This window comes from Ornithinimicrobium tianjinense (assembly GCF_014636495.1).
In the GTDB taxonomy this organism is placed as follows: domain Bacteria; phylum Actinomycetota; class Actinomycetes; order Actinomycetales; family Dermatophilaceae; genus Ornithinicoccus; species Ornithinicoccus tianjinensis.
This window is the reverse complement of record NZ_BMEM01000002.1, coordinates 149406-170946: the sequence shown is the minus strand read 5'-3', so window position 1 is coordinate 170946 and position 21541 is coordinate 149406. Positions and strand designations below refer to the sequence as shown.

Sequence of the window (21541 nt, the reverse complement as noted above, 5' to 3'; positions counted from 1 at the left end):
CCTACCCTGTCCGGTATGTCGATGCCCGGGTTCCTCCCCACCCGCCAGCTGATCCTCGTGGACCTGCTCGCGCTGATGCTCGCGACCCGGCCGGGGGAGCGGGCCGTCGTCGCGGTGGACGGCCCGGACGGGGTGGGCAAGACCCGCATGGTCGGCGAACTGGTGGCGCTGGCACCGCTCGTGGCCGGACGCCAGGTGCTGAGCGTGTCCGTCGACGGGTTCCACCACCCACGCTCCCTCCGGTATGCCGCCGGCCTGGACGCTGAGTCCTTCTACCGCGACTCCTACGACTACGACGCGCTCAGGCGCGAGGTGCTGCACCCGTTCCGGCGGGGGGAGGCCTTCCGTCCCGCGGTCCGGGACGTGGACACCGACCGACCGCTCCACCCGGCCCCCGTCGAGGCCGAGGACGACGCGTTGCTCATCGTGGAGGGCATCTTCCTGCGGCGTCCCGAGCTGCGCGGCGAGTGGGACGCGACGTGCCTGGTCACGGCCCCGCCCAGCGTCACGGTGCCGCGCGGGAAGGCTCGGTTCCCCGGCTCGCGCGTGGCGGGCGACGAGGACCCCGAGCATCCCGTCAACGCGCGCTACGTCGGCGGGCAGCGCCTCTACGGTCTTCAGTCCCGGCTGTGGCAACCGACGTGGATCGTCGACAACACCGACCTGCAGCGTCCCGAGCTGCTCGTGCCGGACCCCGAGGACCCCCAGTGGTTCGACGACGAGGCCTGAGGCGGGGGCAGGTCCTGGAATGACGGACGCGCCGACCCGTTCGGGTCGGCGCGTCGGTCGGGCGGTCGTTGCTCAGGCGTCCTCGGACTGCTCCGCGACGGCGGCCTCGGCCTTCTCGGTGTCGTCGTCGACCCAGTCGAAGGTCTTGGTGACCGCCTTCTTCCAGGTGCGGTAGAGGCGCTCACGCTCGGCGTCGTCCATCTGCGGCGTCCAGCGCTTGTCCTCGGCCCAGTTGTCGATGACGTCCTGCTCGCCGGAGAAGAACCCGACCGCGATGCCGGCCGCGTACGCCGCGCCGAGCGCGGTGGTCTCGGCCACCTTCGGCCGCACGACGTCGACGCCCAGGATGTCGGCCTGGAACTGCATCAGCGTCTCGTTGGCGATCATGCCGCCGTCGACGCGCAGCTCGGAGAGGTCGACGCCGGAGTCGGCGTTCATGGCGTCCAGCACCTCACGGGTCTGGAACGCCGTGGCCTCCAGGGCCGCCCGCGCGATGTGGTGCTTGTTGACGTAGCGCGTCAGGCCGACGATCGCGCCGCGGGCGTCGTCCTTCCAGTAGGGCGCGAAGAGCCCGGAGAAGGCGGGGACGATGTAGCAGCCACCGTTGTCCTCGACCTCCTTGGCCAGGGTCTCGATCTCCGGGGCGTCCTTGATGAGCCCGATGTTGTCGCGCAGCCACTGCACCAGCGACCCCGTCACCGCGATCGATCCCTCGAGCGCGTAGACCGCGTCCTGCTCGCCGATCTTGTAGCAGACCGTGGTGAGCAGGCCGTTCTCGCTCGGCACGATCTCGGTGCCGGTGTTGAGCAGCATGAAGTTGCCCGTGCCGTAGGTGTTCTTGGACATGCCCTTCTCGAAGCACGCCTGGCCGAACGTCGCCGCCTGCTGGTCACCGAGGATGCCGGCGATCGGCACATGGAGCTTGTCGCTCTCCCCGTAGACCTCCGAGGACGAGCGGATCTCCGGCAGCATCGACATCGGGATGCCCATGTCAGCCGCGATGCTCTCGTCCCAGGCGAGCGTCTTGAGGTCCATCAGCATGGTGCGCGAGGCGTTCGTGACGTCCGTGACGTGCACTCCGCCGTTCACGCCGCCCGTCAGGTTCCAGAGGACCCAGGAGTCGGTGTTGCCGAAGAGCAGGTCACCGGCCTCGGCCTTGGCCCTGGCACCCTCGACGTTGTCCAGGATCCACTTGACCTTCGGACCGGAGAAGTAGGTGGCGAGCGGCAGCCCGCAGACCGCCTTGTACTTGTCGGCTCCCTCGTCACCACCGAGCTCGGCGACGATCTTGGAGGTGCGGGTGTCCTGCCAGACGATGGCGTTGTACACCGCCTCGCCGGTGGTCCTGTCCCACACCACCGTCGTCTCGCGCTGGTTGGTGATGCCGATGGCGGCCAGGTCACGGCCGGTGAGGTTGGCCTTGCCGAGCGCCATGCCGATGACCTCGGTGGTGTTGGCCCAGATCTCGGCGGGGTCGTGCTCGACCCAGCCAGCCTTCGGGAAGATCTGCTCGTGCTCCTTCTGGCCCACGGAGTGGATCTCGCCGCTCTTGGTGAACACGATCGCCCGGGTGCTGGTGGTGCCCTGGTCGATCGCGAGGACGTATTCAGCCATCTGTCTTCGTTCCCTTCACATCGTCGTGCTGGTAGGTGAGGTGGCCGGTTCAGGCGATGGCGGCAGCCAGGAGGCCGCCGAGCACGCCGCCGATGATCGGGCCCACGACCGGCACCCAGGAGTAGCCCCAGTCGCTGGAGCCCTTGCCGGGGATCGGCAGGATGGCGTGCGCGATGCGCGGACCGAGGTCACGCGCGGGGTTGATCGCATAGCCGGTCGGACCACCGAGGCTGGCGCCGATCCCGACGACCAGGAGCGCGACGGCCAGCGGGCCGAGCTGGGAGGGCGTGTGCGCGAAGTGCAGGATCACGAAGACGAGCACGAAGGTGCCCAGGATCTCGGTCACCAGGTTCCAGCCATAGCTACGGATCGCCGGACCGGTCGAGAAGACGGCCAGCTTGGTGGCCGGGTCCGCCTCCTCGTCGAAGTGCTGCTTGTAGGCCGCCCAGGCCAGGACCGCGCCGAGGAAGGCGCCGACCATCTCAGCGGCGAGGTAGAGGAGGGTGTTGACGAGGTTCACCTCGAGGGCCGCCGAACCGCCGAAGTTGTCGGCGCCGTTGGCGACGAGGCCCAGGGTCACGGCCGGGTTGAGGTGGGCTCCGGACTTGAAGGCCACGTAGACGCCGGCGAACACCGCCAGACCCCAGCCGAAGTTGATGAGCAGCCAGGCGCCTCCTCCGCCGCCGCCGAACCCCTTGGTCTTCGGCAGGATCGCGTTCGCGACCACGCCGGCACCGAGGAGCAGCAGCATCCCGGTGCCGAGCACCTCGGCCAGAAAGACTTCTCCCACGTCATCGTCCTTTCAGGTGGGAAGGATGGTCGGGCGGGGCGCCCGGCCATGCCACGGACCGATGCTGGTGCTCAACGGTCCATGGAGCTCAGGGGCGCCACCTCGCCGTGGCGGTCGCGGACGCGCACCGCGGCGGCGTCGTCCTGCTCGAGCGCCGCGGCCTCCTCGGCCTGCGCACGAGCGGTGTACTTCTCGAGCTCGTCGCGGACCCGGTCGGTGCTCCAGCCCAGCCACTGCTCGGCGATGGAGGCCACCTCGTCGACGGCGGCCAGGCCCTTGTGCGGGTACTCGTAGATGATGCGGGTGCGCCTCATCATCAGGTCCTCCAGGTGCAGCGCCCCCTCGCTGATGCAGGCGTAGGCGACCTCGGCCCGCAGGTAGGCGGGGGCGTGCGCGAGCGGTCGCGCCATGGACGGGTCCTCGGCGATCAGGTCGAGCAGCTCCTCGATGAGCGAGCCGTAGCGGTGCAGCAGGTGGTCCGTCAGCTGCTCGCTCCAGCCGAAGCGGGCCCGCAGGGCAGGCATGCGGCGGCGCATGGCGCTCTCGCCCACGGCACCCAGCAGCGGGATCTCGTGCGTGACCGACGGCAGCTCGGCCGCGCGCTCACCGAGGGCGAAGTCGACCGCGTCCTTGGCCATCACCCGGTACGTGGTGAGCTTGCCGCCCCCGATGACCGTCAGCCCTGGGACCGGGGACGCGACCGTGTGCTCGCGGCTGACCTTGGCCGAGTCCGTGCCCTCCTTGGTGCCCGGCTGAAGGAGCGGCCGGAGACCGGCATACCAGCCCACGACGTCCTCGCGCGTCAGCGTCGTGGTGAGCACGGCGTTGGCGTGCTCGAGCACGTAGTCGATGTCTGCGGAGGTGGCCACGGGGTTCTGACGGCTCTCGTGCCAGGGCGTGTCCGTGGTGCCGATGATCCAGTAGCGCGACCACGGGATGAAGAAGAGCACCGACTTCTCGGTCTGGAGGAACAGCCCGGACGAGCCCTCGATCCGTTCCCGCGGCACCACGAGGTGGATGCCCTTGGAGGCGAGCACCCGCAGCCCGCCCTCGGTGTCCGCGAGCTCCGAGACCTCGTCGGTCCACACGCCGGTGCAGTTGATGATGTGCCGGGCCCGCGCCTCGATCTCCTGCCCCGACTCGAGGTCGCGCAGCAGCGCGCCGACCGCCCGACCGTCGTCGTCCTTGAGGATCTTCACGACCTCGGTACGGCTCGCGGCCTGCGCGCCGTAGGAGTGCGCGGTGCGCACCAGGGTCGCCACGAGCCGGGCGTCGTCGACCGTCGCGTCCCAGTACTTGACGGCGCCGATCGCCGTCTCGTGGCGCAGCGCCGGGAACTCACGGTGCAGCCGACCACGCGTGGCGTGCTGGTGGATCGGCAGGGCCCGCCGGCCGGGCATGAGGTTGGCCAGCAGGTCGTAGAGCGTGACTCCCGCGCCGTAGTAGGCGCGCTGCCACACCCGGTGCTCGAGGGGGATGAGGAAGGGCATCGGCTTCACCAGGTGCGGCGCGAGCGTCTTCAGCAGCAGGCCCCGCTCGGTCAGTGCCTCGTGGACGAGCTTGAAGTCGAGCATCTGGAGGTAGCGCAGACCCCCGTGCACCAGCTTGGTGGACCACTGCGAGGTGCCCGAGGCCCAGTCCTGGGCCTCGACGATCACGGTCGAGAGCCCGCGGGTCGCGGCGTCCAGGGCCGTCCCAGCACCTGTCACCCCACCACCGATGACCAGCACATCCAGGGGCTGGCCGCCCGACCCGCTGGCGCGCAGCGCCTCGAGGGCCTCGTCACGGCTCCGGCCGGTGAGCGGCTTGTTCTGCATCGCTGTGGTGCTCCTCGTCCTCGCGGGCGGACTGCGTCATCGATGGCGCTCTCAGTTCACCGACACTAATGCAGATCGACACCGTTTCGCTCGGTAAGGCAGGCTGGGCCCATGCTGCGCAGTCTCGGTGCCGTCCGCGCTCTCGGGATGCCCGACGTCGAGGACGCCCTGGACGTGTGCGCCGAGGACCCGGTGACCAACGTCTTCGTCGCTGCGCGCATCGTGGAGAGCGGCCTCGCGGGCACGCGGGGACCGTTGTTCGGCTACGAGGCCGGCGGGGAGCGCGCGCTGTGCTGGTGCGCCGCGAACGTCGTGCCGGTCGGTGCGAGCAGCCGGGCGATCGCCGCGCTCGCCGGCAAGGTCGTCAAGCGACGCACGTGGGCCAGCTCGGTCTTCGGGCCGGCCGACCAGGTGCTCGAGCTGTGGGACCGGCTCGAGCGGCACTGGGGTCGTCCTCGGGAGATCCGTCGCAACCAGCTCGTCCTGACCATGACCGAGCGGCCGTCGGTGCTCGGCGTCGCCGCTGACCCCGCCGTGCGGCCGGCCCGCCCCGACGAGCTCGACCTCGTCGTGCCGGCAGCCACCGCCATGTTCACCGAGGAGATCGGCTACCCGCCCTACACGGGGACGGGCACGGCATACCGGCAGGGCGTGGACGGACTGATCCGACGTGGCCACACCTTCGTCCGGGTCGAGGCCGGCGAGGTGGTGTTCAAGGCGGACCTGGGGTCGGTCGCCCTGGGGGTCGCCCAGGTCCAGGGTGTCTGGGTGCACCCGCGATGGCGTGGGCAGGGCGTGGCCGCCCCGGCGATGGCCGCGGTCGTGGAGCAGGCCATGGCCACGGTGGCGCCGGTGGTCACCCTCTACGTCAACGACTTCAACGCACCGGCCGTCGCGACCTACCGACGGGTGGGGTTCGTGCAGACGGGGACGTTCGCGACCGTGCTGCTCTGAGGCCCGGCCTTCCTCAGCCGGCCAGCCGGGCGTGGAGGAAGGACCACGGGAGCGCGTGCCAGGTCGCCCACTGGTCGGCCGTGCTCGCGCCGCCGTGACCGCCCTCGGTGTTCTCCCAGTAGGTGACGTCGCGGCCGTGCTCCTCCAGGAGGGCCGCCATCTTGCGGGCGTGACCGGGGTGGACGCGGTCGTCGCGGGTCGAGGTCGCGAGGTAGACCGGCGGGGTGGGTCGGGCCGGGTCAAAACGCTGGTAGGGCGAGAAGGTCGACAGCCAGGCCCAGTGCTCGGGGTCGTCGGGCTCGCCGTACTCCGCCGTCCAGGACGCCCCCGCGAGCAGCAGATGGTAGCGGCGCATGTCCAGCAGCGGGACCTGGCACACCACCGCGCCGAAGTCCTCCGGGTAGAGCGTCAGCATGGCGCCGACGAGCAGTCCGCCGTTCGACCGGCCGGTGCACCCGAGCCGGGCCACGCTCGTCACGCCGCGCGCCACGAGGTCCCGGGCGACCGCGACGAAGTCCTCGTAGGCGCGGTGGCGCTGGCCGCGCAGGGCCGCCTGGTGCCACCGGGGGCCGAACTCGCCACCGCCGCGGATGCCCGCGACGACGTGGACGTGGCCGTGGGCCAGCCAGGACCGGCCGACGATCGGGTCGTAGGCCGGGGTGAGGGCGTGCTCGAAGCCGCCGTAGCCGTGCAGGACCGTGGGTGTGGTGCCGTCGAGCGGCAGGTCGGCGGGGCCGACCTGCCAGTAGGGCACCGCCGTGCCGTCGGCGGACCTGGCCCAGTGCTGGGACACCTCAAGGCCGGTCGCGTCGAAGCGGGGCGGTGCCGCCTTGAGCAGCTCCACCTCCACCGAGGACCGGGCGTCCTCGCCGACGCGCGCGACGGACAGGGTCATGGGCTCGAGGAAGCCGGTCGTCACGAGCCACAGGTCGTCGCTGTCGTGGTCGTCGACCGCGGAGACGCTCACGGTCCGCAGGCCGAGGTGGAGCAGGTCGGTGAGGTCGACCGACCGCCAGGTTCCGTCGGCAGCGGGGGAGTGCAGCTGGACCGTATGACGCACGTCGACGAGGGCGGTCGACACGAGGTGGTCGGCGGTCCAGGTCGCGTCGACGAGCGCCGAGCGCTCGTCCGGGGTGAACACGGCCGTCCACCGCGCCGCCCCGGCCAGCACGTCGTCGAGCCCGGCGACCAGCAGCGAGCCCGCGGGGAACCCGTCCATCTCGTGGCGCAGCCTCAGGCTCACCAGGTCGCCGTGCACGTCGGCGTCGGCGCTGGCCGGCACCGGGAGGGGGACCGGCCCCTCCGCGCCCAGCACGAGGACCTCCTCCTCGTAGAACGCCAGGGCCCGGCGCAGGACGGTGCGCCCGGAACGCTGGTCGTGGGAGACGAACAACCCCAGGTCGGACTCCTCGACCGTGTGCACCGCCGCGGCCTCCGCGACAGGCGTGCCCCGCCGCCACAGCCGGGCCGTGCGCGGGTAGCCGGAGCGGGTGGGGCCGGTCGGGTCGTCAGCGGTGGTGAGCCACACGTGGTCGCGGTCGTGCCACGCCAGGCGCCCCTTCGCCTCGCCCTTGGCGAAGCCTTCCGGCGCCGGCACCCACTGGAGCGTGGTCAGGTCCAGCTCCCGCGTCGTGCCCGCGTCGGCGCCGCCGCGGGACAGGTGCACGAGGGCGCGGTCATGCGTGGGTCGGAGCACCTGCGCCCCCTGCCACACCCATGGCACCCCCTCCGCCGCGCCGAGCGCGTCGACGTCGAGCAGGACCTCCCAGCTCGGCTCCTCGGTGCGGTACGACTCCCAGGTGGTGCGACGCCATACCCCCCGGGGGTGGTCCGCGTCGGTCCAGAAGCCGTAGAGGTGGTCGCCGACCTGACTGACCAGGGGTATGCGGTCGCTCGCCTCCAGCGCCTCCCGGATCCCCGCGTGCAGGGCGGGGTAGCGCTCGCCGTCCCGGAGCGCGTCCTCGGCGGCGCGGCTGCGCTCGGTCACCCAGCCGAGGGCTTCCTGGGAGTCGACCTCCTCCAGCCACTGGTGCGGGTCGGGCAGGGCGCCGTCGGTCGGCGTGCTGGACGTGCTGGACGTGCTGGACGTGTTCACCGCCCCACCTCATCACAGGTCCGGCACCGGTCGCGTCCCCACCCTTGGGCTCGGCGCGGTCACGGATGTAGGCTGCCGGGGTTGCGTGTCCATCCGTTCCCACGCATAACTATTCATGCCCGCCACGAAGTGGGCGTCAGTCGGAGCCTGACGTGTCGGCCCCGCGCAGCGAGACGACGATCCCGGTCATCACCAGCGCGCACCCGAGGAGCATCCGTCCGCTCACCACCTCGTCGAGCAGCAGCCACCCCCCGAGCGCGCCGAAGACCGCCTCGAGGCTGAGCAGCAGGGCGGCGTGCGAGGGCTTGGCGTGCCGCTGGGCGACCACCTGCAGGGTGTAGGCGACGCCCACGCTGAGCAGGCCCGCGTAGAGCACGGCGCCGGCCGCGGGACCGAGCCCGGAGAAGGGCCGTTCCTCCACGACCAGCGCGACACCGGCCGACAGCAGCGCGCACGCCGCGAACTGCACGGCCGAGAGCCGCAGCGCGTCCACCGTGCGCACGAAGTGGTCGATGACGAGGATGTGCAGGGCCCAGAAGGCGGCACCGGCCAGGACGAGCAGGTCGCCGGTGGCGATCGTCAGCTCGTCGGTCATGCTCAGCAGGTAGAGCCCCGGCACCGCCAGGCCCAGCCCCACCCACACGGCAGGTGCCGCGCGGTGGCCGATCGCCAGACCGAGCACGGGCACGAGCACGATGTAGAGGCCGGTGATGAAGGCGGCCTTGCCCGCGGTGGTCGTCTCCAGGCCGAGCTGCTGCAGCCCCGCCGCCGAGAACAGCACGGCACCGGCGGCGAGCCCCGGCAGCAGCGAGGACCGCCCCTGTCCGGGGGAGGGGGGCCTCTCGTCGTAGACCTCGCCGGCCGGTGGTTCCGGCACCACGAGCGGGGCCCGCCGGCCCTGCCGCGCGAACCACCAGACGAGCGGCAGCAGGGACGCTGCCCCCAGGGCGAAGCGCGCGGCGTTGTAGCTCATCGCCCCCATGTGGTCGGCCCCCAGGCGCTGGGCCACGAACCCGAGCCCCCAGATGGCGGCGGTCAGGACGAGGAGCAGGTTGGCGCGGGTGCGCAGCGCGGTTCCCTCGTCCGCGGACGGGGTGTGCCGCGCTGACGGCTCGGACCGGGGCGTCACGCCCGCCCCTGCGTGGCCAGGTCGCGCTGCACGTACGGCGGCGGCGCGACGGCATACCCCTGGAGAAGCCAGCGGACCGCCGGCGCGAACCGCTCCGCCCAGGCCGACTCGAAGTGGTAGGCCTGCGAGTCGTACAGGTAGCGCAGCGGCACCCCCGCCCCGCGCAGGCGGGCGGCCAGCCGCTCGGCGGCGACGACGTAGTGGCGCCGGACGTCCTCGTCGAGGTGATGCTCCCGGCCGCCGACGTCGAGGTAGACCCGGCCGTGCGTCCGCGGCTTCGCCAGCGCCTCCTCGACGTCCGCCAGGCCCCGCTCGCCGTGGGCCGTGTCCGGCCACCACCAGGCGGGGGAGAAGACCCCGGCGCCGCCGAAGACGTCCGGCCGCGTGCTCCACAGGTAGGCACTCACGACGCCGCCGAGCGAGCTGCCGGCCGTGACGGTGTGCTCGGGCTCCGGGCGGGTGCGCAGCGCGGCGTCGACCGCCGGCTTGAGGTGGTCGGCGAGGAAGGCCGCGTAGCGATCCGCCCGGCCGCCACCGACGCCGGGCAGGTGGTAGGGCGTGTACTCGTCCGCGCGCTCGGTCAGATGGCAGGGCACCGCGACGACGATCGCCGGGAGGCCCTCCTGCGCCAACCGGGTCATCGCGGCATCGACGCCCCAGGAGACCCCTCCGAAGGCCCGCTCGTCCAGGAAGACGTTGTGGCCGTCGTGCAGGTAGAGCACCGGGTAGCGGTCCTCGCCGACGTCGTGGCCCGGCGGCAGCCAGACGTAGACCTCGGCGCGACGGTCCAGGCCCGGCAGCTCGACGTCACGCCAGGAGCGCAGGTCACCCCGGAGCCCGAGGTGCGGGATCGGGCGGAGGTCGGCGGCGGGAAGACGCATGGCTGCAGCGTAGGCGGGCCGGTGCCGGGGTGAGTCAGGTGCCCGTCCGCGTGCTGGATAGGTTGGCGTCCATGACGTATGACGTGTCCGCCGTCCGGGCGCAGTTCCCGGCCCTCGCCGGGGGCACCGCGCACTTCGACGGCCCCGGCGGCTCGCAGACGCCACGCCGAGTCGCCCACGCGGTCGCCGCCACGCTCGGCAGCTCGATCGCCAACCGCGGCACGGTCACCGCCGCCGAGCGCCGGGCGGAGGAGGTCGTCGTCGCGGCCCGGGAGGCGATGGGGGACCTGCTCGGCACCGACCCCGGGACGGTGATCTTCGGCCGGAGCATGACCGCCAACACGATGGACCTGGCGCGCACCCTCGCCCGCAGCCAGGGCTGGGGGCCGGGCGACGAGGTGGTCGTCACCTCCCTGGACCACGACGGCAACGTGCGGCCCTGGATCCTCGCGGCCGAGGCGGTCGGCGCCACCGTGCGGTGGGCCGAGATGGACCCCGAGACCGGCGAGCTGCCGCCCGCCAACGTCGAGGCCGTGCTCTCCGCACGCACGCGCCTGGTGGCCGTCACCGGTGCCGGCAACCTCGTAGGCACCCGTCCCGACCTGCCGGCGATCATCGAGTCGGCCCACGCGGCCGGGGCCCTGGTCCACGTGGACGCAGTCCACCTCGCCGCGCACGCGTCGGTGGACCGCGAGGCGCTGGGGGCCGACCTCGTCGCCTGCTCGCCGTACAAGTTCTTCGGGCCGCACCTGGGGGTGACCGCCGGTCGCGCGGAGCTGCTGGAGCAGCTGACTCCCGACAAGCTGCTGCCCTCGCCCGACCGGGTCCCCGAGCGGTTCGAGCTGGGCACGCTGCCCTACGAGCTGCTCGCGGGCACCACGGCCGCCGTCGACTTCATCGCGGACCTGGCGGAGCTGGCGGGCGCGGCGACGCCTGAGCACGCGGGACGCTCGCGCCGGGAGCGGCTCGTCGCGTCCTTCGCCGCGATGGAGCACCACGAGGACGGCCTGCGTGAGCGCGCCGAGACCGGCCTCGCCGGCATCGACGGCGTGACCGTATGGTCGCGCGCAGCCCGCCGGACCCCCACGCTGCTCTTCACCCTGGACGGCGTGGAGCCGGCGGCCGTGCACCGCCACCTGGCCGACCTCGACGTCAACGCTCCGGCGAGCCACTTCTACGCCTGGGAGTGCAGCCACCGGCTGGGGCTGGGCGCGGAGGGGGGAGTGCGGGTCGGCATGGCTCCCTACTCCACCGCGGAGGAGGTCGACCGGCTCCTCGAGGGTGTCGCGGAGCTGGCCGCGCGCCGCTGAGCGCGCGGAATCCCGTCGTCGGAGGCGCTGGCTGGCGGGTACGCTCAGACGGTCCACCACCCCTCACCAAGGAGTACCCCCTCGTGGCCATGCGCCTGTCGACCCTGTTCCTGCGGACCCTGCGCGAGGACCCGGCCGACGCCGAGCTGCCCGGGCACAAGCTGCTCGTGCGCGCCGGCTACATCCGGCGCGCCGCCCCGGGCGTCTACACCTGGCTGCCGCTGGGCCTGAAGGTCCTGCGCAGGGTCGAGGAGATCGTCCGCGAGGAGATGGACGCCATCGGCGGCCAGGAGCTCAGCTTTCCCGCGCTGCTGCCGCGCGAGCCCTACGAGGCGACCAACCGGTGGACGGAGTACGGCGACAACCTCTTCCGCCTCACGGACCGCAAGGGTGCCGACATGCTCCTCGGCCCCACCCACGAGGAGATGTTCACCCTCGCCGTCAAGGACATGTTCAGCTCCTACAAGGAGCTGCCGCTGACGCTCTACCAGATCCAGACCAAGTACCGCGACGAGGCGCGCCCGCGCGCCGGCCTGCTCCGCGGCCGCGAGTTCATCATGAAGGACTCCTACTCCTTCGACGTCGACGACGCCGGGCTGGAGGCCGCCTACCAGCGGCACCGCGAGGCCTACGTGCGGATCTTCGACCGCCTGGGCTTCGACTACGTCGTCGTGTATGCCGATTCCGGCGCCATGGGCGGGTCGGCCAGCGAGGAGTTCCTCGCGGTGAGCCCGATCGGCGAGGACACCTTCGTGCGCTGCGAGGCCAGCGGGTATGCCGCGAACGTCGAGGCGGTCGTCGTGCCCCAGGCCGCTCCCGTCGCCGCGGACGTCGTCGCCGCGACCCCGGCCGCGCACGTCGAGGACACCCCCGACAGCCCGACCATCGAGACGCTCGTCGCGCAGTCCGACGCCATGCACCCCCGCGCGGACGGGCGGGCCTGGACGGCGGCCGACACGCTCAAGAACGTCGTCGTCATGCTCACCCACCCCGACGGCACGAAGGAGCCCCTGGCGATCGGTCTGCCCGGCGACCGCGAGGTGGACGTCAAGCGCCTCGAGGCGCAGGTCTCGCCGGCCGAGTGGGAGCCCTTCTCCGAGAAGGACTTCGAGGCCTTCCCCATGCTGGTGAAGGGGTACATCGGTCCGAGGAGCCTCGGTCTGGAGAGCTCCTCGAAGATCCGCTACCTCCTCGACCCCTCGGTCGCGGAGGGCTCCGCGTGGGTCACGGGCGCCGACGAGCACGGCAAGCACGTCTACGACCTGGTGCTGGGCCGGGACTTCAGCGCGGACGGCACGATCCAGGCCGCCGAGATCCGTGAGGGCGACCCGAGCCCCGACGGCGCCGGTCCGCTGACGCTGGCGCGCGGCATCGAGATGGGCCACATCTTCCAGCTCGGCCGCAAGTACGCCGAGGCGCTGGACCTGAAGGTGCTCGACGAGAACGGCAAGCTCGTCACGGTGACGATGGGGTCCTACGGGATCGGTGTGTCCCGCGCGGTGGCGGCCGTGGCCGAGTCGACCCACGACGAGCTCGGCCTCGTGTGGCCGCGCAACCTGGCGCCGGCCGACGTCCACGTCGTCGCGACCGGCAAGGACCAGGCCGTCTTCGACCACGCCGAGCGCATGGTCGCCGACCTGGAGGCCGCCGGCCTGTCGGTCGTCTTCGACGACCGGCCCAAGGTCAGCCCCGGCGTGAAGTTCAAGGACGCGGAGCTGCTCGGCGTGCCCACGATCGTCGTCGTCGGCAAGGGCCTCGAGCAGGGCAGCGTCGAGATCAAGGACCGGGCCACCGGCGAGCGCCGGGAGGTCCCGGTCGAGCGCGGTGTGGCCGAGGTGCTCACCGAGGTGCGGGGCGCCCGGCCGGCGCCCGCGGACCCGGCCTGACGGCATACCCGGCCGTGCTGGAGGGTCTTGACCCAGGCGTCCTGCTGTTCCTGGCCGTGGCCGGGCTGGCCGCGGGGTTCGTCGACGCGGTCGTCGGGGGTGGCGGGCTGATCCAGCTGCCCGCCCTCCTCGTCGGTCTGCCCGGCGCCAGCCCGGTGCAGCTGCTCGCGACCAACAAGCTGGGCTCGATCATGGGCACGACGACCAGCTCGGTGACCTACTACCGACGGATCCGGCCCGATCTACGCACCGCCCTGCCGCTCGCCGGGGCAGCGTTCGCGGGCAGCCTGGGCGGCGCCGCTCTCGCGTTCCTGATCAGCAAGGCCGCCTTCAACCCGATCATCCTGGTCGTGCTCGTCGGCGTTGGCGTCTACACCCTCGCCAAACCGTCGATGGGCCAGCTCCAGCGGCTGCGCTTCGGGCACCGGCACCCCCGGCGCCACCTCGCCGCCGCGGCGCTCATCGGTGTGGTCATCGGTGCCTACGACGGTGCGCTGGGCCCCGGCACGGGCTCGTTCTTCGTGTTCGCGCTCGTCAGCGTGCTCGGCTACGGCTTCCTGGAGGCGAGCGCGAAGGCCAAGATCGCCAACCTGGCCACCAATCTCGCCGCGCTGGTCGTCTTCGTGCCGCAGGGGGCGGTGATCTGGCAGGTCGGCCTGCTCATGGGTGCCTGCAACGTCGTCGGCGGCTACCTCGGCGCCCGGGTCGCGGTCTCGCGCGGCAGCCGCTTCGTGAGGGTCTTCTTCGTCCTCGTGCTCGCGGCGTTCATCGTCAAGATCGGCTACGACACCGCGGTCCAGCTGCTCGGCTGACGGCCGGGCGTGGGCTCAGGGGTGCGCCGGGTCCGCGTCGCACCCGCCCAGGCTGTCCACGGTGGCCGTGGTGCGCTGCCAGGTGTCGGGGTAGTTCTGCGGGGAGACCAGCTGCACCACGTGCGGGCCGGTCGGGAACTCGGCCAGACGGATGTCGACGCGCGTCGGCTGGTAGCTCATCGAGGTCGTCACGACGCCCTCCTCGTCGCGGCGCAGGGTGAAGCTCGCCACCATGCCCTCCTGCGTCGCGGGCAGGAGCCCGAACTCCGGTGCCTGGTTGGACAGGAAGTTGCCCATCCCGTAGATCACGTGCTTGCCGTTGATGCGCGCGCAGGGCTGGATGACGTGGACGTGGGTGCCGATGATCAGGTCGACGTCGTCGGAGGCCAGGAGCTCGGCGGCCAGCTCCTGCTGGACGGTGTTCGGCATCGACTGGTACTCGTCGCCCCAGTGCATGCTCACCACGACGAAGTCCGCGCCGTCCTCCTTGGCGGCGTGGGCCTGCTCGAGGATGCCCTCGCTGCCCTGGACGGGCCAGGAGGCCTCGGCCAGCCAGGGCGCCTCCCCGGGCACCGTGGTCGTCGGCGTGCCGGAGTTGGGGTAGGTGTAGGTGAAGGCCAGGTGCGCGACGCGGGCCGTCCCGCTGGAGGTCTCCACCGGGTAGACCTCCGCGCGCCCGGCCCGGCGCTCGTGGGCGGTGGGACCGGCATACCCCATCCCGGCGTCGCGGAGGACCTGCTCGGTCGCCTCGAGGCCCGCGAGACCCTGGTCCATGGTGTGGTTGGAGGCGAAGTCGCACCCGTCCACGCCGGCGTCGGCGAGGGCGTCCGCCATCTCGTGCGGGGTGTTGAACACCAGCGTGTCGGGCACCGACAGGTTGGTGTCGTCGGGGGACAGGGGCGTCTCCAGGTGGCACAGCGTGAGGTCCCCGGCCGAGAGGAGCGGCCTCACCTCCGCGAACATCGGGGTGTAGTCGTATCCCGTGCCTCCGGCGTAGCGCTGGGCGGTGACGGTCACCCGGGAGTGGGTGAGGATGTCGCCCGTGGCCGTGACCGTGACCTCGAGCGGCCCGCTGGGAGGCGCGGGAGGCGCGGGAGGCGTGGGCGGCGTCGCGGTGGCTGCCTCCGGAGGCTCGGGCGGCTCGGGCGGCTCGGTGACCGGCAAAGCCGCCGTGCCCTCGGCGTCGACCGGTCCGTCCGTCCCGAACGCCCCGCACCCGCCCAGCATCGTCACCGCGGCCACCGCTGTCACCAGTCGTGCCCCGCGCCCCCTCAGGTCCATGGGGACACGCTACGCCTGCCGGCCGACGGGCGGCGTCCCGGTCACGGGCCGGCCGTGACCCGCGAGAGCAGCTCGGGCTCGGTCAGGGGCAGGCCGCACACCGTGCCGCGGCACACCGTGGCGCTGCGCCGCCCGTCCTGCGGCGGTGTGCCCGGGTCGTCGACCACGACGAGCGCGGGGACCGGGGTATGCCGTGCCGCCCGGGCCAGCTCGTCCTCGCCCGGGTCGTCGGCGGGGGAGAGCCGGACCACCAGGGGCCCGGCCGCGAGCTCCTCCGCCGCCACCAGCGCCCACCCGGCGAACCGCGGTGCCTGGCGGGCTAGGGGTGCCGCATGCCCGAGCGCCTCGGCGGCGCGTTCCAGCCGGGCGGCGTCGGAGGCCTGGGCGCCGTAGCGCAGCACCGCCAGCGCCAGCGAGCTCAGGCCACCGGGCTCGGCGTTGTCCCCGGAGGCGGCCGGTGGGATCACCAGGCGCTCGGCGTCGTGGCCGGTCGCCGCGACGCCGCCGTCCTCCTCGCCGAAGAGGTCCAGGGCGGTCGTCAGGAGCGACCCGGCCTCCTCGAGCCAGCCGGCCTCGCCGGTGGCCCGGTGCAGGGCGAGCAGACCGTCGACGAGGTTGCCGTAGTCCTCAGCGACGCCCAGCGCCGACCCCACCACCCCGTCGCGCGAGCTGCGGCGCAGCCGGCCGTCGACCACGTGCCGGTCGACGACGAAGCGCGCGCACCGGGCGGCCACGTCGACCCAGTCCGGTTCCCCGAGCACCCAGCCGGCGTGCGCGAGCGAGGCGATGACCAGGCCGTTCCAGGCGGTCACCACCTTGTCGTCGCGAGCCGGCTGGGCGCGGAGCGTCCGACGCAGCAGCAGGCGCTCGCGGGCGCCCCGCCACCACGCCGCGTCATCGGGGTCCTCGCGCAGCTGGAGGGTCGAGGCGCCGTGCTCGAAGGTTCCCGCGTGCGTCACCCCCAGCAGGGCCGCGGCCCGCTCGCCGTCCTCGTCACCCAACGCCAGCCGCAGCTCGCCGGGCGTCCACACGTAGGTCTGTCCCTCGACACCCTCGGTGTCCGCGTCCAGCGAGCTCGCGAACGCCGCCTGCGGGGTCCAGAGCTCGTCGAGCAACCAGCCCACCGTCTCCCGCACCACGCGGGTCGCCCACGGCCGGGCCACCTCGTCCACTCGAGCCAGATCGGCATACACCCCGAGCAGGAGCGCGTTGTCGTAGAGCATCTTCTCGAAGTGCGGGACCACCCAGGCGCGGTCGACGGCATACCGGGCGAACCCGCCGGCGAGCTGGTCGTAGGTGCCCGAGCGGGCCATCGCCTCGCACGTCTCCCGCACCATCAGCAGCGCGCGCTCGTCACCCGTGCGCGCGTGGTGGCGCAGCAGGAAGGCCAGGACCATCGACGGCGGGAACTTGGGGGCGCCGCCGAAGCCGCCCCACTGCGGGTCGAAGTCTGCGGCGAGGTCGCGGGCGGCGGCCGCGAGGTCCTCGTGCGTCAGCGGCGCCCCTGCTCCCGGACGAGGCGCGGAGCGGATCGCCTCGACGATCCTGGCGCCTCCCTCGCGCAGCCGGTCGCGGTCCTCGCGCCAGGCATGGTCCGCGCCGGCGAGCAGCTGCAGCAGCTGCTCCCTCGGCAGGTAGGTGCCCGCCCAGAACGGCTCGCCCTCGGGCGTCAGCAGACAGGTCATCGGCCAGCCCCCATGGCCGGTGAGCGCGGTCGTGGCGGTCATGTAGGCCGCGTCCACGTCCGGCCGCTCCTCCCGGTCGACCTTGACCGCGACGAAGCCCGCGTCCACCGCGCGGGCGACCTCCTCGTCCTCGAAGGACTCGTGCGCCATCACGTGGCACCAGTGGCAGGCGGCGTAGCCCACGGAGAGCAGGACCGGCACGTCGCGCCGTCGGGCCTCGGCGAACGCCTCCTCCCCCCACTCCCACCAGTCGACGGGGTTGTCCGCGTGCTGCTGGAGATAGGGCGAGGTGCTGCGCGCCAGGCGGTTGGGCATGCCCTCACGGTATGCCGTGCCCGGCGCCCGGTCCTGCCCGCTCAGCCCGGCTGCATGGCCTTGACGATGGTGACCGCCTTCTCGACCCATCTCGCGGCGTCGGCGTCGGCCGCGCCGAGGGCCCAGACGGCGGAGCGGACGAGGCGGACGATCGTCATGGCGCGGGCGCGGTCCTCGTCGAGCCCGGCCGTCTCGCACAGGATCCCGACGCGCAGCCGGAGGTGGCCGCGCGGGTCGTGCGCGGCACGGACCTCGGCCCAGCGGTTCCAGAGCGCCGGGGCGACCGCCCAGTGCGGGTCGCCGGCCAGCGGCTTGGGGTCGATCGCGACCCACTCGCCCGGCAGGTCCCGGCGCAGCACGTTGAGCTGGTGGAGATCGCTGTGCACCAGCCGGGCGTCGAGCACCTCCGCGCCCTCCGTGAGCAGGTCGGCGGCCAGCGACGCTGCCTGCACCGACATCCGGCGAGGCAGCAGGTGGGCGGCGTCCGCGTCGGCGTGAAAGCGTTCCAGCTCCTCGACGGTCGTCACCAGCTCGCCGGACAGCGGTGGTGCCCAGCCGGGCGACGGACGGTCCAGGCCCCGCAGGACCTCGCCGAGGGCAGCGACCGAGTCGACGGCGGACCCGCTGGTGAGGTCCGGGTCGGCGTCGAGACGTTCGAGCAGGAGCGTGCCGGACGGTGGGTCGGCGGCCAGCAGCCGCACGGCGTGCTGTCCGCCCCAGGTGCGCAGGGCGAGGTGCTCGGTGTCCGACTCACGGTGCGGCCAGCCCACCTTGAGGACGGCGGGGGTGCCTGGAGCGGTGCTCACCGGCACCACCAGGGCGGTGCTCCCCGCGCGCAGCGCGGCGGTGGTGTCGAGCCGCAGGTGCCAGCGGGCGAGCGCGTCGTCGACCAGCCGGGGCAGCTGGTCGAGCCACGTCGTGCCGTCCACGCGGGGGGCCGAGCCCGGGCGTGGGGAACCGGGGTCCGCGTCCCGTCCGGTGAGATCGCGCACCAGCGCCGACGGGATCTCGGCGCGGCGCAGCACCCAGGTCACGGCAACGTCATACCCGGGAAGGGCTCGGACGGTCCGCCCAGCTCGCGCGACCAGCGGGTCGCCTCCGCGACGACGCGCACCGCAGCCATGAGCTGGTCGGCGCGGCCCACGAGGCGCTCGGCGGCCTGCAGGGTGGCGGGCGCGATGTCGGCCACGAGCGAGCTGGCCAGTCTCTTCCTCTGGTCCGCGTCCTCGAGCGGCTCGGGCAGGTCGTAGCCGAGCGGCGGCGCGGGCGCGGCCTCGCCCGCCAGGGTCGTCAGCTGTCGCGTCAGCGCGCGCACCTGGTCCAGCACCCCGAGGTAGGTCTCGCGTTCCTCCCCGGTGGCGCGCGCAGCGACGACCTCGAGTCCGAAGACTGCCGGCCGGGTCGCCTGCAGCACCCGCACGGCGTGCACGCCGGACGGACCGGTGAGGGGCGCCCAGTCCACCCGGGCGCCCAGCAGGTGCGCCGAGTCGGCCTGCTCCGCGGCGAGGCTGACGAGCATCGCCAGGTTGGTGGGCGTGGACGTGGCGATCTCGGCGACCACCGAGGGCAGCTGGGCGCGCAGGAGGCGGCCCACGTCGATCGCCTCGGGTCCGGCCGACGTCGTCGCGGCGGCCTCGTCACTGTCCCCGTCCCCGTCGCCGTCCTGCCGCGGGGCGGTGGTGCCGGCCTCGTCGTCGGCCGGAAGGTCGGTGAGAGAGGGCTCCTCCAGAGGGGGCAGCGCCAGGCCACCGAGCGTGATGAGCTGCTCGATCCGGGCGATCTGCGTCTCCCACCGACCGTCCAGGGCCTTGGCCCGTCCGGGGACCCTGGTCGCCCTGAGCATGCTGAGGTGGGCGTGGATCCGCTGCCGGGCGGCGACGAGCAGCTCGGTGTCGTCGGGCCAGGTGGTCGGGTCGTCGGGCACGACCCGGCCGGTCGGGGAGCTGTCGTCGCGACCCGGTGAGTCGCACGCGGACAGGAAGGCGGCGGACCCGCCGAGCACGAGACCCCGCAGCAGGCTGCGGCGACTGGGTCGAGGCATGACGGGTGACATCTCAGGCGGTAGGGTAGACGGTCCCGGACCGGAGAGCAGCCACCCGCGTGGCGCCCGCCGGTCCACCACGCGCACCGAGCGCGTGCGGACAGCAGAAGAGAGGGCAGGAGGCCGGTCGGATGGACACCCGCGAACGTGCAGCACAGGTCACGACCGAGGTCTCCCGGACCCTCGCCGGGACCGGGGTGGTCGTCGACGACGTGAGCGTCCAGCAGGCCGGCCGCCGGCGGCTCGTGCGCGTCTTCCTCGCCCGCGACCTGTCCGGGCTCGCCGAGGGGGACGACACCAGCACCGTGGAGCCGCTGACCCTCGACGAGGTCGCGGACGCCACCCGGGCCGTGTCCGCCGCGCTGGACGCCTCCGACGCCATGGGGGAGTCCGCCTACACCCTCGAGGTGAGCTCGCCGGGGCTGGACCGCCCCCTCACCACCCGCGACCACTTCCGCCGCAACGTCGGCCGTCTCGTCGCGGTCGCGCTCACCGACGGCGGCACCCTGGACGGGCGCCTCGTCGCCGTCGGAGCCGACGGCATCCGCCTGACCGACAACACCGAGCGCCAGCTCGCCTGGGAGGAGGTCGCGAAGGCGACCGTCCAGGTCGAGTTCGCGCGCGCCGAGAAGAAGGACCACTGATGGACATCGACATGGCTGCGCTGCGCCTCCTGGAGCGCGAGCGGGAGATCCCCATGGACGTGATCGTCCAGGCCATCGAGCAGGCGCTCCACTCCGCCTACACCAAGACCGAGGGCCACTACCGCCACTCGCGGGTCGAGCTGGACCGCGCCAGCGGCCACGTGACGGTGTGGGCACGCGAGGACGCCGAGCAGCAGGAGGACGGCACCTGGGGGGAGCCGGGCCCCGAGTTCGACGACACCCCGGAGGGCTTCGGCCGGGTGGCTGCCGCCACCGCGCGCCAGGTGATCACCCAGCGGATGCGCGAGCTCGAGGACGACGCGGTGCTCGGCGACTTCCGGGCGCGTGAGGGCGACATCGTCTCCGGCATCATCCAGCAGTCCAACGACCCGCGGTTCGTCCTCGTCGACTTCGGCACGGTCGAGGGTGAGCTGCCGACCGCCGAGCAGGTGCCGGGGGAGAGCTACGAGCACGGCCAGCGGATCCGCTGCTTCGTCGTGAGCGCCAAGCGCGGGCCGCGCGGACCGCAGATCATGCTCTCCCGGACCCACCCCAACCTCGTGCGCCGGCTGTTCGCCCTGGAGGTGCCCGAGATCGCCGACGGGAGCGTGGAGATCGCGGCCGTCGCGCGCGAGGCGGGCCACCGGACCAAGATCGCGGTGCACTCGAGGGTCCCCGGCGTCAACGCCAAGGGCGCCTGCATCGGCCCGATGGGCCAGCGGGTGCGGGCCGTGATGGCCGAGCTGCAGGGCGAGAAGATCGACATCGTGGACTACAGCGACGACCCCGAGGTCTTCGTCGCCTCGGCCCTGTCGCCGGCCAAGGTCCAGTCGGCCCGGATCGTCGACACGAAGACCCGGCAGGTCCGCGTGGTCGTGCCCGACTACCAGCTCTCGCTCGCCATCGGGCGCGAGGGCCAGAACGCCCGGCTGGCGCACCGCCTGACCGGGTGGAAGATCGACATCCGGGCCGACACGGAGGAGCAGGTCGAGGACGCGTCCGGGTCGGCCGGGCGCGCCTGAGCGGTGTAGAGTGGTGGACGCTGTTCGGACCACCTCCGACTCCTCCGTGCCCTTCGGCGTGCCCAGCACGCCGGTCCGCACCTGCGTGGGGTGCCGGGGTCGGGACGAGCAGTCCGCTCTGCTGCGGGTCGTCGCGGTCCCGGACCCCGACGGGGGCACCGAAAGGTGGCTCCTCGTGCCGGACCCCCGACGACGAGGCCAGGGCCGCGGTGCCTACGTGCACCCCGACCCGACGTGCCTGCAGACCGCGATCGCCCGGCGGGCGTTCGGACGGGCGCTCCGCCTCCCGGCTGGAGCCTCGACCGATGCCTCCGCCGTGCAGGAGCGGTGGGCCGAGCAGTGAGGCGCGGGGCCGCTGGCCCCGCGGTGCAGCACGTGACATGTCGACACACGGCACGGTCGTCCGACCATGCCGTCCCCAGGCGGGCCCTCCCGGGCCTGTCATCGAGTTATCCGGAAGCGGGTTTGACGCTGATGAGCACCCGATGAGTACTCAGCGATGAGCACCCTCCAGCACTAGTCACGGCACTGCCCCT

At 73.0% G+C, this 21541-nt stretch carries 18 protein-coding genes; 8 read left to right on the top strand and 10 right to left on the bottom strand.

Translation table 11 applies throughout. The features are described from left to right. Window positions 1-15: 15 nt before the first annotated feature. Window positions 16-729 carry a nucleoside/nucleotide kinase family protein gene (locus IEV65_RS08630; RefSeq protein ID WP_229735104.1) on the top strand — a complete coding sequence of 238 codons (714 nt, stop codon included), beginning with the start codon at window positions 16-18 and terminating at the stop codon, window positions 727-729. A 72-nt stretch (window positions 730-801) separates the two neighbouring features. Here the strand turns inward: IEV65_RS08630 and glpK are convergent, their stop codons facing one another. The 3 genes from glpK to IEV65_RS08615 form a co-directional block, all read right to left on the bottom strand. Beyond that, window positions 802-2343 (bottom strand): glycerol kinase GlpK, encoded by a 1542-nt coding sequence (gene glpK, locus IEV65_RS08625; protein ID WP_188429873.1) that lies wholly within the window; start codon window positions 2341-2343, stop codon window positions 802-804. Between the two features lie 49 nt (window positions 2344-2392). Continuing rightward, entirely contained in the window at window positions 2393-3094 is a 702-nt protein-coding gene (locus tag IEV65_RS08620) for an MIP/aquaporin family protein (RefSeq protein ID WP_229735133.1), read from the bottom strand. Window positions 3095-3204: 110 nt separating this feature from the next. Then, the gene (locus IEV65_RS08615) at window positions 3205-4950 is read right to left on the bottom strand and encodes a glycerol-3-phosphate dehydrogenase/oxidase (protein ID WP_188429869.1); all 1746 of its coding nucleotides are present in this window, start codon (window positions 4948-4950) and stop codon (window positions 3205-3207) included. Between the two features lie 111 nt (window positions 4951-5061). Between IEV65_RS08615 and IEV65_RS08610 the strand changes: the two genes are divergently transcribed. Continuing rightward, the gene (locus IEV65_RS08610; protein WP_188429867.1) at window positions 5062-5904 is read left to right on the top strand and encodes a GNAT family N-acetyltransferase; all 843 of its coding nucleotides are present in this window, start codon (window positions 5062-5064) and stop codon (window positions 5902-5904) included. A 13-nt stretch (window positions 5905-5917) separates the two neighbouring features. Here IEV65_RS08610 and IEV65_RS08605 read toward each other — a convergent pair whose 3' ends face one another. The 3 genes from IEV65_RS08605 to IEV65_RS08595 all read right to left on the bottom strand — a co-directional run bounded on the left by IEV65_RS08605 (window position 5918) and on the right by IEV65_RS08595 (window position 10009). Continuing rightward, window positions 5918-7999, bottom strand: a complete 2082-nt coding sequence (locus tag IEV65_RS08605) for a prolyl oligopeptidase family serine peptidase (RefSeq protein ID WP_188429865.1) — start codon at window positions 7997-7999, stop codon at window positions 5918-5920. A gap of 136 nt (window positions 8000-8135) precedes the next feature. After that, a complete protein-coding gene (locus IEV65_RS08600) occupies window positions 8136-9128 on the bottom strand; it encodes a DMT family transporter (RefSeq protein ID WP_229735103.1) in 993 nt (330 codons plus the stop codon). After that, window positions 9125-10009: an alpha/beta hydrolase gene (locus tag IEV65_RS08595; RefSeq protein ID WP_188429863.1), complete on the bottom strand. Its 885-nt coding sequence runs from the start codon at window positions 10007-10009 to the stop codon at window positions 9125-9127. Before IEV65_RS08595 ends, IEV65_RS08600 begins: the two co-directional genes overlap by 4 nt. A 71-nt stretch (window positions 10010-10080) precedes the next feature. Between IEV65_RS08595 and IEV65_RS08590 the strand changes: the two genes are divergently transcribed. The 3 genes from IEV65_RS08590 to IEV65_RS08580 all read left to right on the top strand — a co-directional run bounded on the left by IEV65_RS08590 (window position 10081) and on the right by IEV65_RS08580 (window position 14017). After that, window positions 10081-11319 carry a cysteine desulfurase-like protein gene (locus tag IEV65_RS08590; protein WP_188429861.1) on the top strand — a complete coding sequence of 413 codons (1239 nt, stop codon included), beginning with the start codon at window positions 10081-10083 and terminating at the stop codon, window positions 11317-11319. Between the two features lie 89 nt (window positions 11320-11408). Then, window positions 11409-13205: a proline--tRNA ligase gene (locus tag IEV65_RS08585; protein ID WP_188430303.1), complete on the top strand. Its 1797-nt coding sequence runs from the start codon at window positions 11409-11411 to the stop codon at window positions 13203-13205. Between the two features lie 14 nt (window positions 13206-13219). Further along, window positions 13220-14017: a sulfite exporter TauE/SafE family protein gene (locus tag IEV65_RS08580; RefSeq protein ID WP_188429859.1), complete on the top strand. Its 798-nt coding sequence runs from the start codon at window positions 13220-13222 to the stop codon at window positions 14015-14017. 15 nt (window positions 14018-14032) lie between these two features. On the opposite strand, the gene IEV65_RS08575 is transcribed toward IEV65_RS08580, so the two are convergent. Genes IEV65_RS08575 through IEV65_RS08560 form a run of 4 tightly spaced genes read right to left on the bottom strand, consistent with a single transcriptional unit; the run spans window position 14033 to window position 19339 of the window. Continuing rightward, window positions 14033-15298, bottom strand: coding sequence for a CapA family protein (locus IEV65_RS08575; RefSeq protein WP_188429857.1), 1266 nt, complete (start codon window positions 15296-15298; stop codon window positions 14033-14035). Window positions 15299-15339: 41 nt separating this feature from the next. Beyond that, entirely contained in the window at window positions 15340-17298 is a 1959-nt protein-coding gene (locus tag IEV65_RS08570; RefSeq protein WP_188429855.1) for a thioredoxin domain-containing protein, read from the bottom strand. A gap of 41 nt (window positions 17299-17339) precedes the next feature. After that, window positions 17340-18332, bottom strand: a complete 993-nt coding sequence (locus IEV65_RS08565; protein WP_188429853.1) for an aminoglycoside phosphotransferase family protein — start codon at window positions 18330-18332, stop codon at window positions 17340-17342. After that, complete coding sequence (locus IEV65_RS08560; protein ID WP_188429852.1) at window positions 18329-19339, bottom strand: DUF4439 domain-containing protein; 1011 nt, start codon at window positions 19337-19339, stop codon at window positions 18329-18331. Before IEV65_RS08560 ends, IEV65_RS08565 begins: the two co-directional genes overlap by 4 nt. Before the next feature lie 131 nt (window positions 19340-19470). Here IEV65_RS08560 and rimP point away from each other — a divergent pair, with 131 nt between their 5' ends. Genes rimP through IEV65_RS08545 form a run of 3 tightly spaced genes read left to right on the top strand, consistent with a single transcriptional unit; the run spans window position 19471 to window position 21348 of the window. After that, window positions 19471-19983: a ribosome maturation factor RimP gene (gene rimP, locus IEV65_RS08555; RefSeq protein ID WP_188429851.1), complete on the top strand. Its 513-nt coding sequence runs from the start codon at window positions 19471-19473 to the stop codon at window positions 19981-19983. Beyond that, window positions 19983-21005 (top strand): transcription termination factor NusA, encoded by a 1023-nt coding sequence (gene nusA / locus IEV65_RS08550; protein WP_188429850.1) that lies wholly within the window; start codon window positions 19983-19985, stop codon window positions 21003-21005. The genes rimP and nusA overlap by 1 nt, the downstream gene beginning before the upstream one ends. Before the next feature lie 13 nt (window positions 21006-21018). Then, window positions 21019-21348, top strand: a complete 330-nt coding sequence (locus IEV65_RS08545; protein ID WP_229735102.1) for a YlxR family protein — start codon at window positions 21019-21021, stop codon at window positions 21346-21348. Window positions 21349-21541: the final 193 nt, after the last annotated feature.

Bases quoted from the DNA above. Each gene is read 5' to 3' on its own strand.
- IEV65_RS08570 (WP_188429855.1), bottom strand. From the start codon at position 17,298: ATGCCCAACCGCCTGGCGCGCAGCACCTCGCCCTATCTCCAGCAGCAC.
- IEV65_RS08595 (WP_188429863.1), bottom strand. From the start codon at position 10,009: ATGCGTCTTCCCGCCGCCGACCTCCGCCCGATCCCGCACCTCGGGCTC.
- IEV65_RS08615 (WP_188429869.1), bottom strand. From the start codon at position 4,950: ATGCAGAACAAGCCGCTCACCGGCCGGAGCCGTGACGAGGCCCTCGAG.
- glpK (WP_188429873.1), bottom strand. From the start codon at position 2,343: ATGGCTGAATACGTCCTCGCGATCGACCAGGGCACCACCAGCACCCGG.
- IEV65_RS08575 (WP_188429857.1), bottom strand. From the start codon at position 15,298: ATGGACCTGAGGGGGCGCGGGGCACGACTGGTGACAGCGGTGGCCGCG.
- IEV65_RS08630 (WP_229735104.1), top strand. From the start codon at position 16: ATGTCGATGCCCGGGTTCCTCCCCACCCGCCAGCTGATCCTCGTGGAC.
- IEV65_RS08620 (WP_229735133.1), bottom strand. From the start codon at position 3,094: ATGCTGCTGCTCCTCGGTGCCGGCGTGGTCGCGAACGCGATCCTGCCG.
- IEV65_RS08560 (WP_188429852.1), bottom strand. From the start codon at position 19,339: ATGCCTCGACCCAGTCGCCGCAGCCTGCTGCGGGGTCTCGTGCTCGGC.
- IEV65_RS08590 (WP_188429861.1), top strand. From the start codon at position 10,081: ATGACGTATGACGTGTCCGCCGTCCGGGCGCAGTTCCCGGCCCTCGCC.
- rimP (WP_188429851.1), top strand. From the start codon at position 19,471: ATGGACACCCGCGAACGTGCAGCACAGGTCACGACCGAGGTCTCCCGG.
- nusA (WP_188429850.1), top strand. From the start codon at position 19,983: ATGGACATCGACATGGCTGCGCTGCGCCTCCTGGAGCGCGAGCGGGAG.
- IEV65_RS08610 (WP_188429867.1), top strand. From the start codon at position 5,062: ATGCTGCGCAGTCTCGGTGCCGTCCGCGCTCTCGGGATGCCCGACGTC.
- IEV65_RS08585 (WP_188430303.1), top strand. From the start codon at position 11,409: ATGCGCCTGTCGACCCTGTTCCTGCGGACCCTGCGCGAGGACCCGGCC.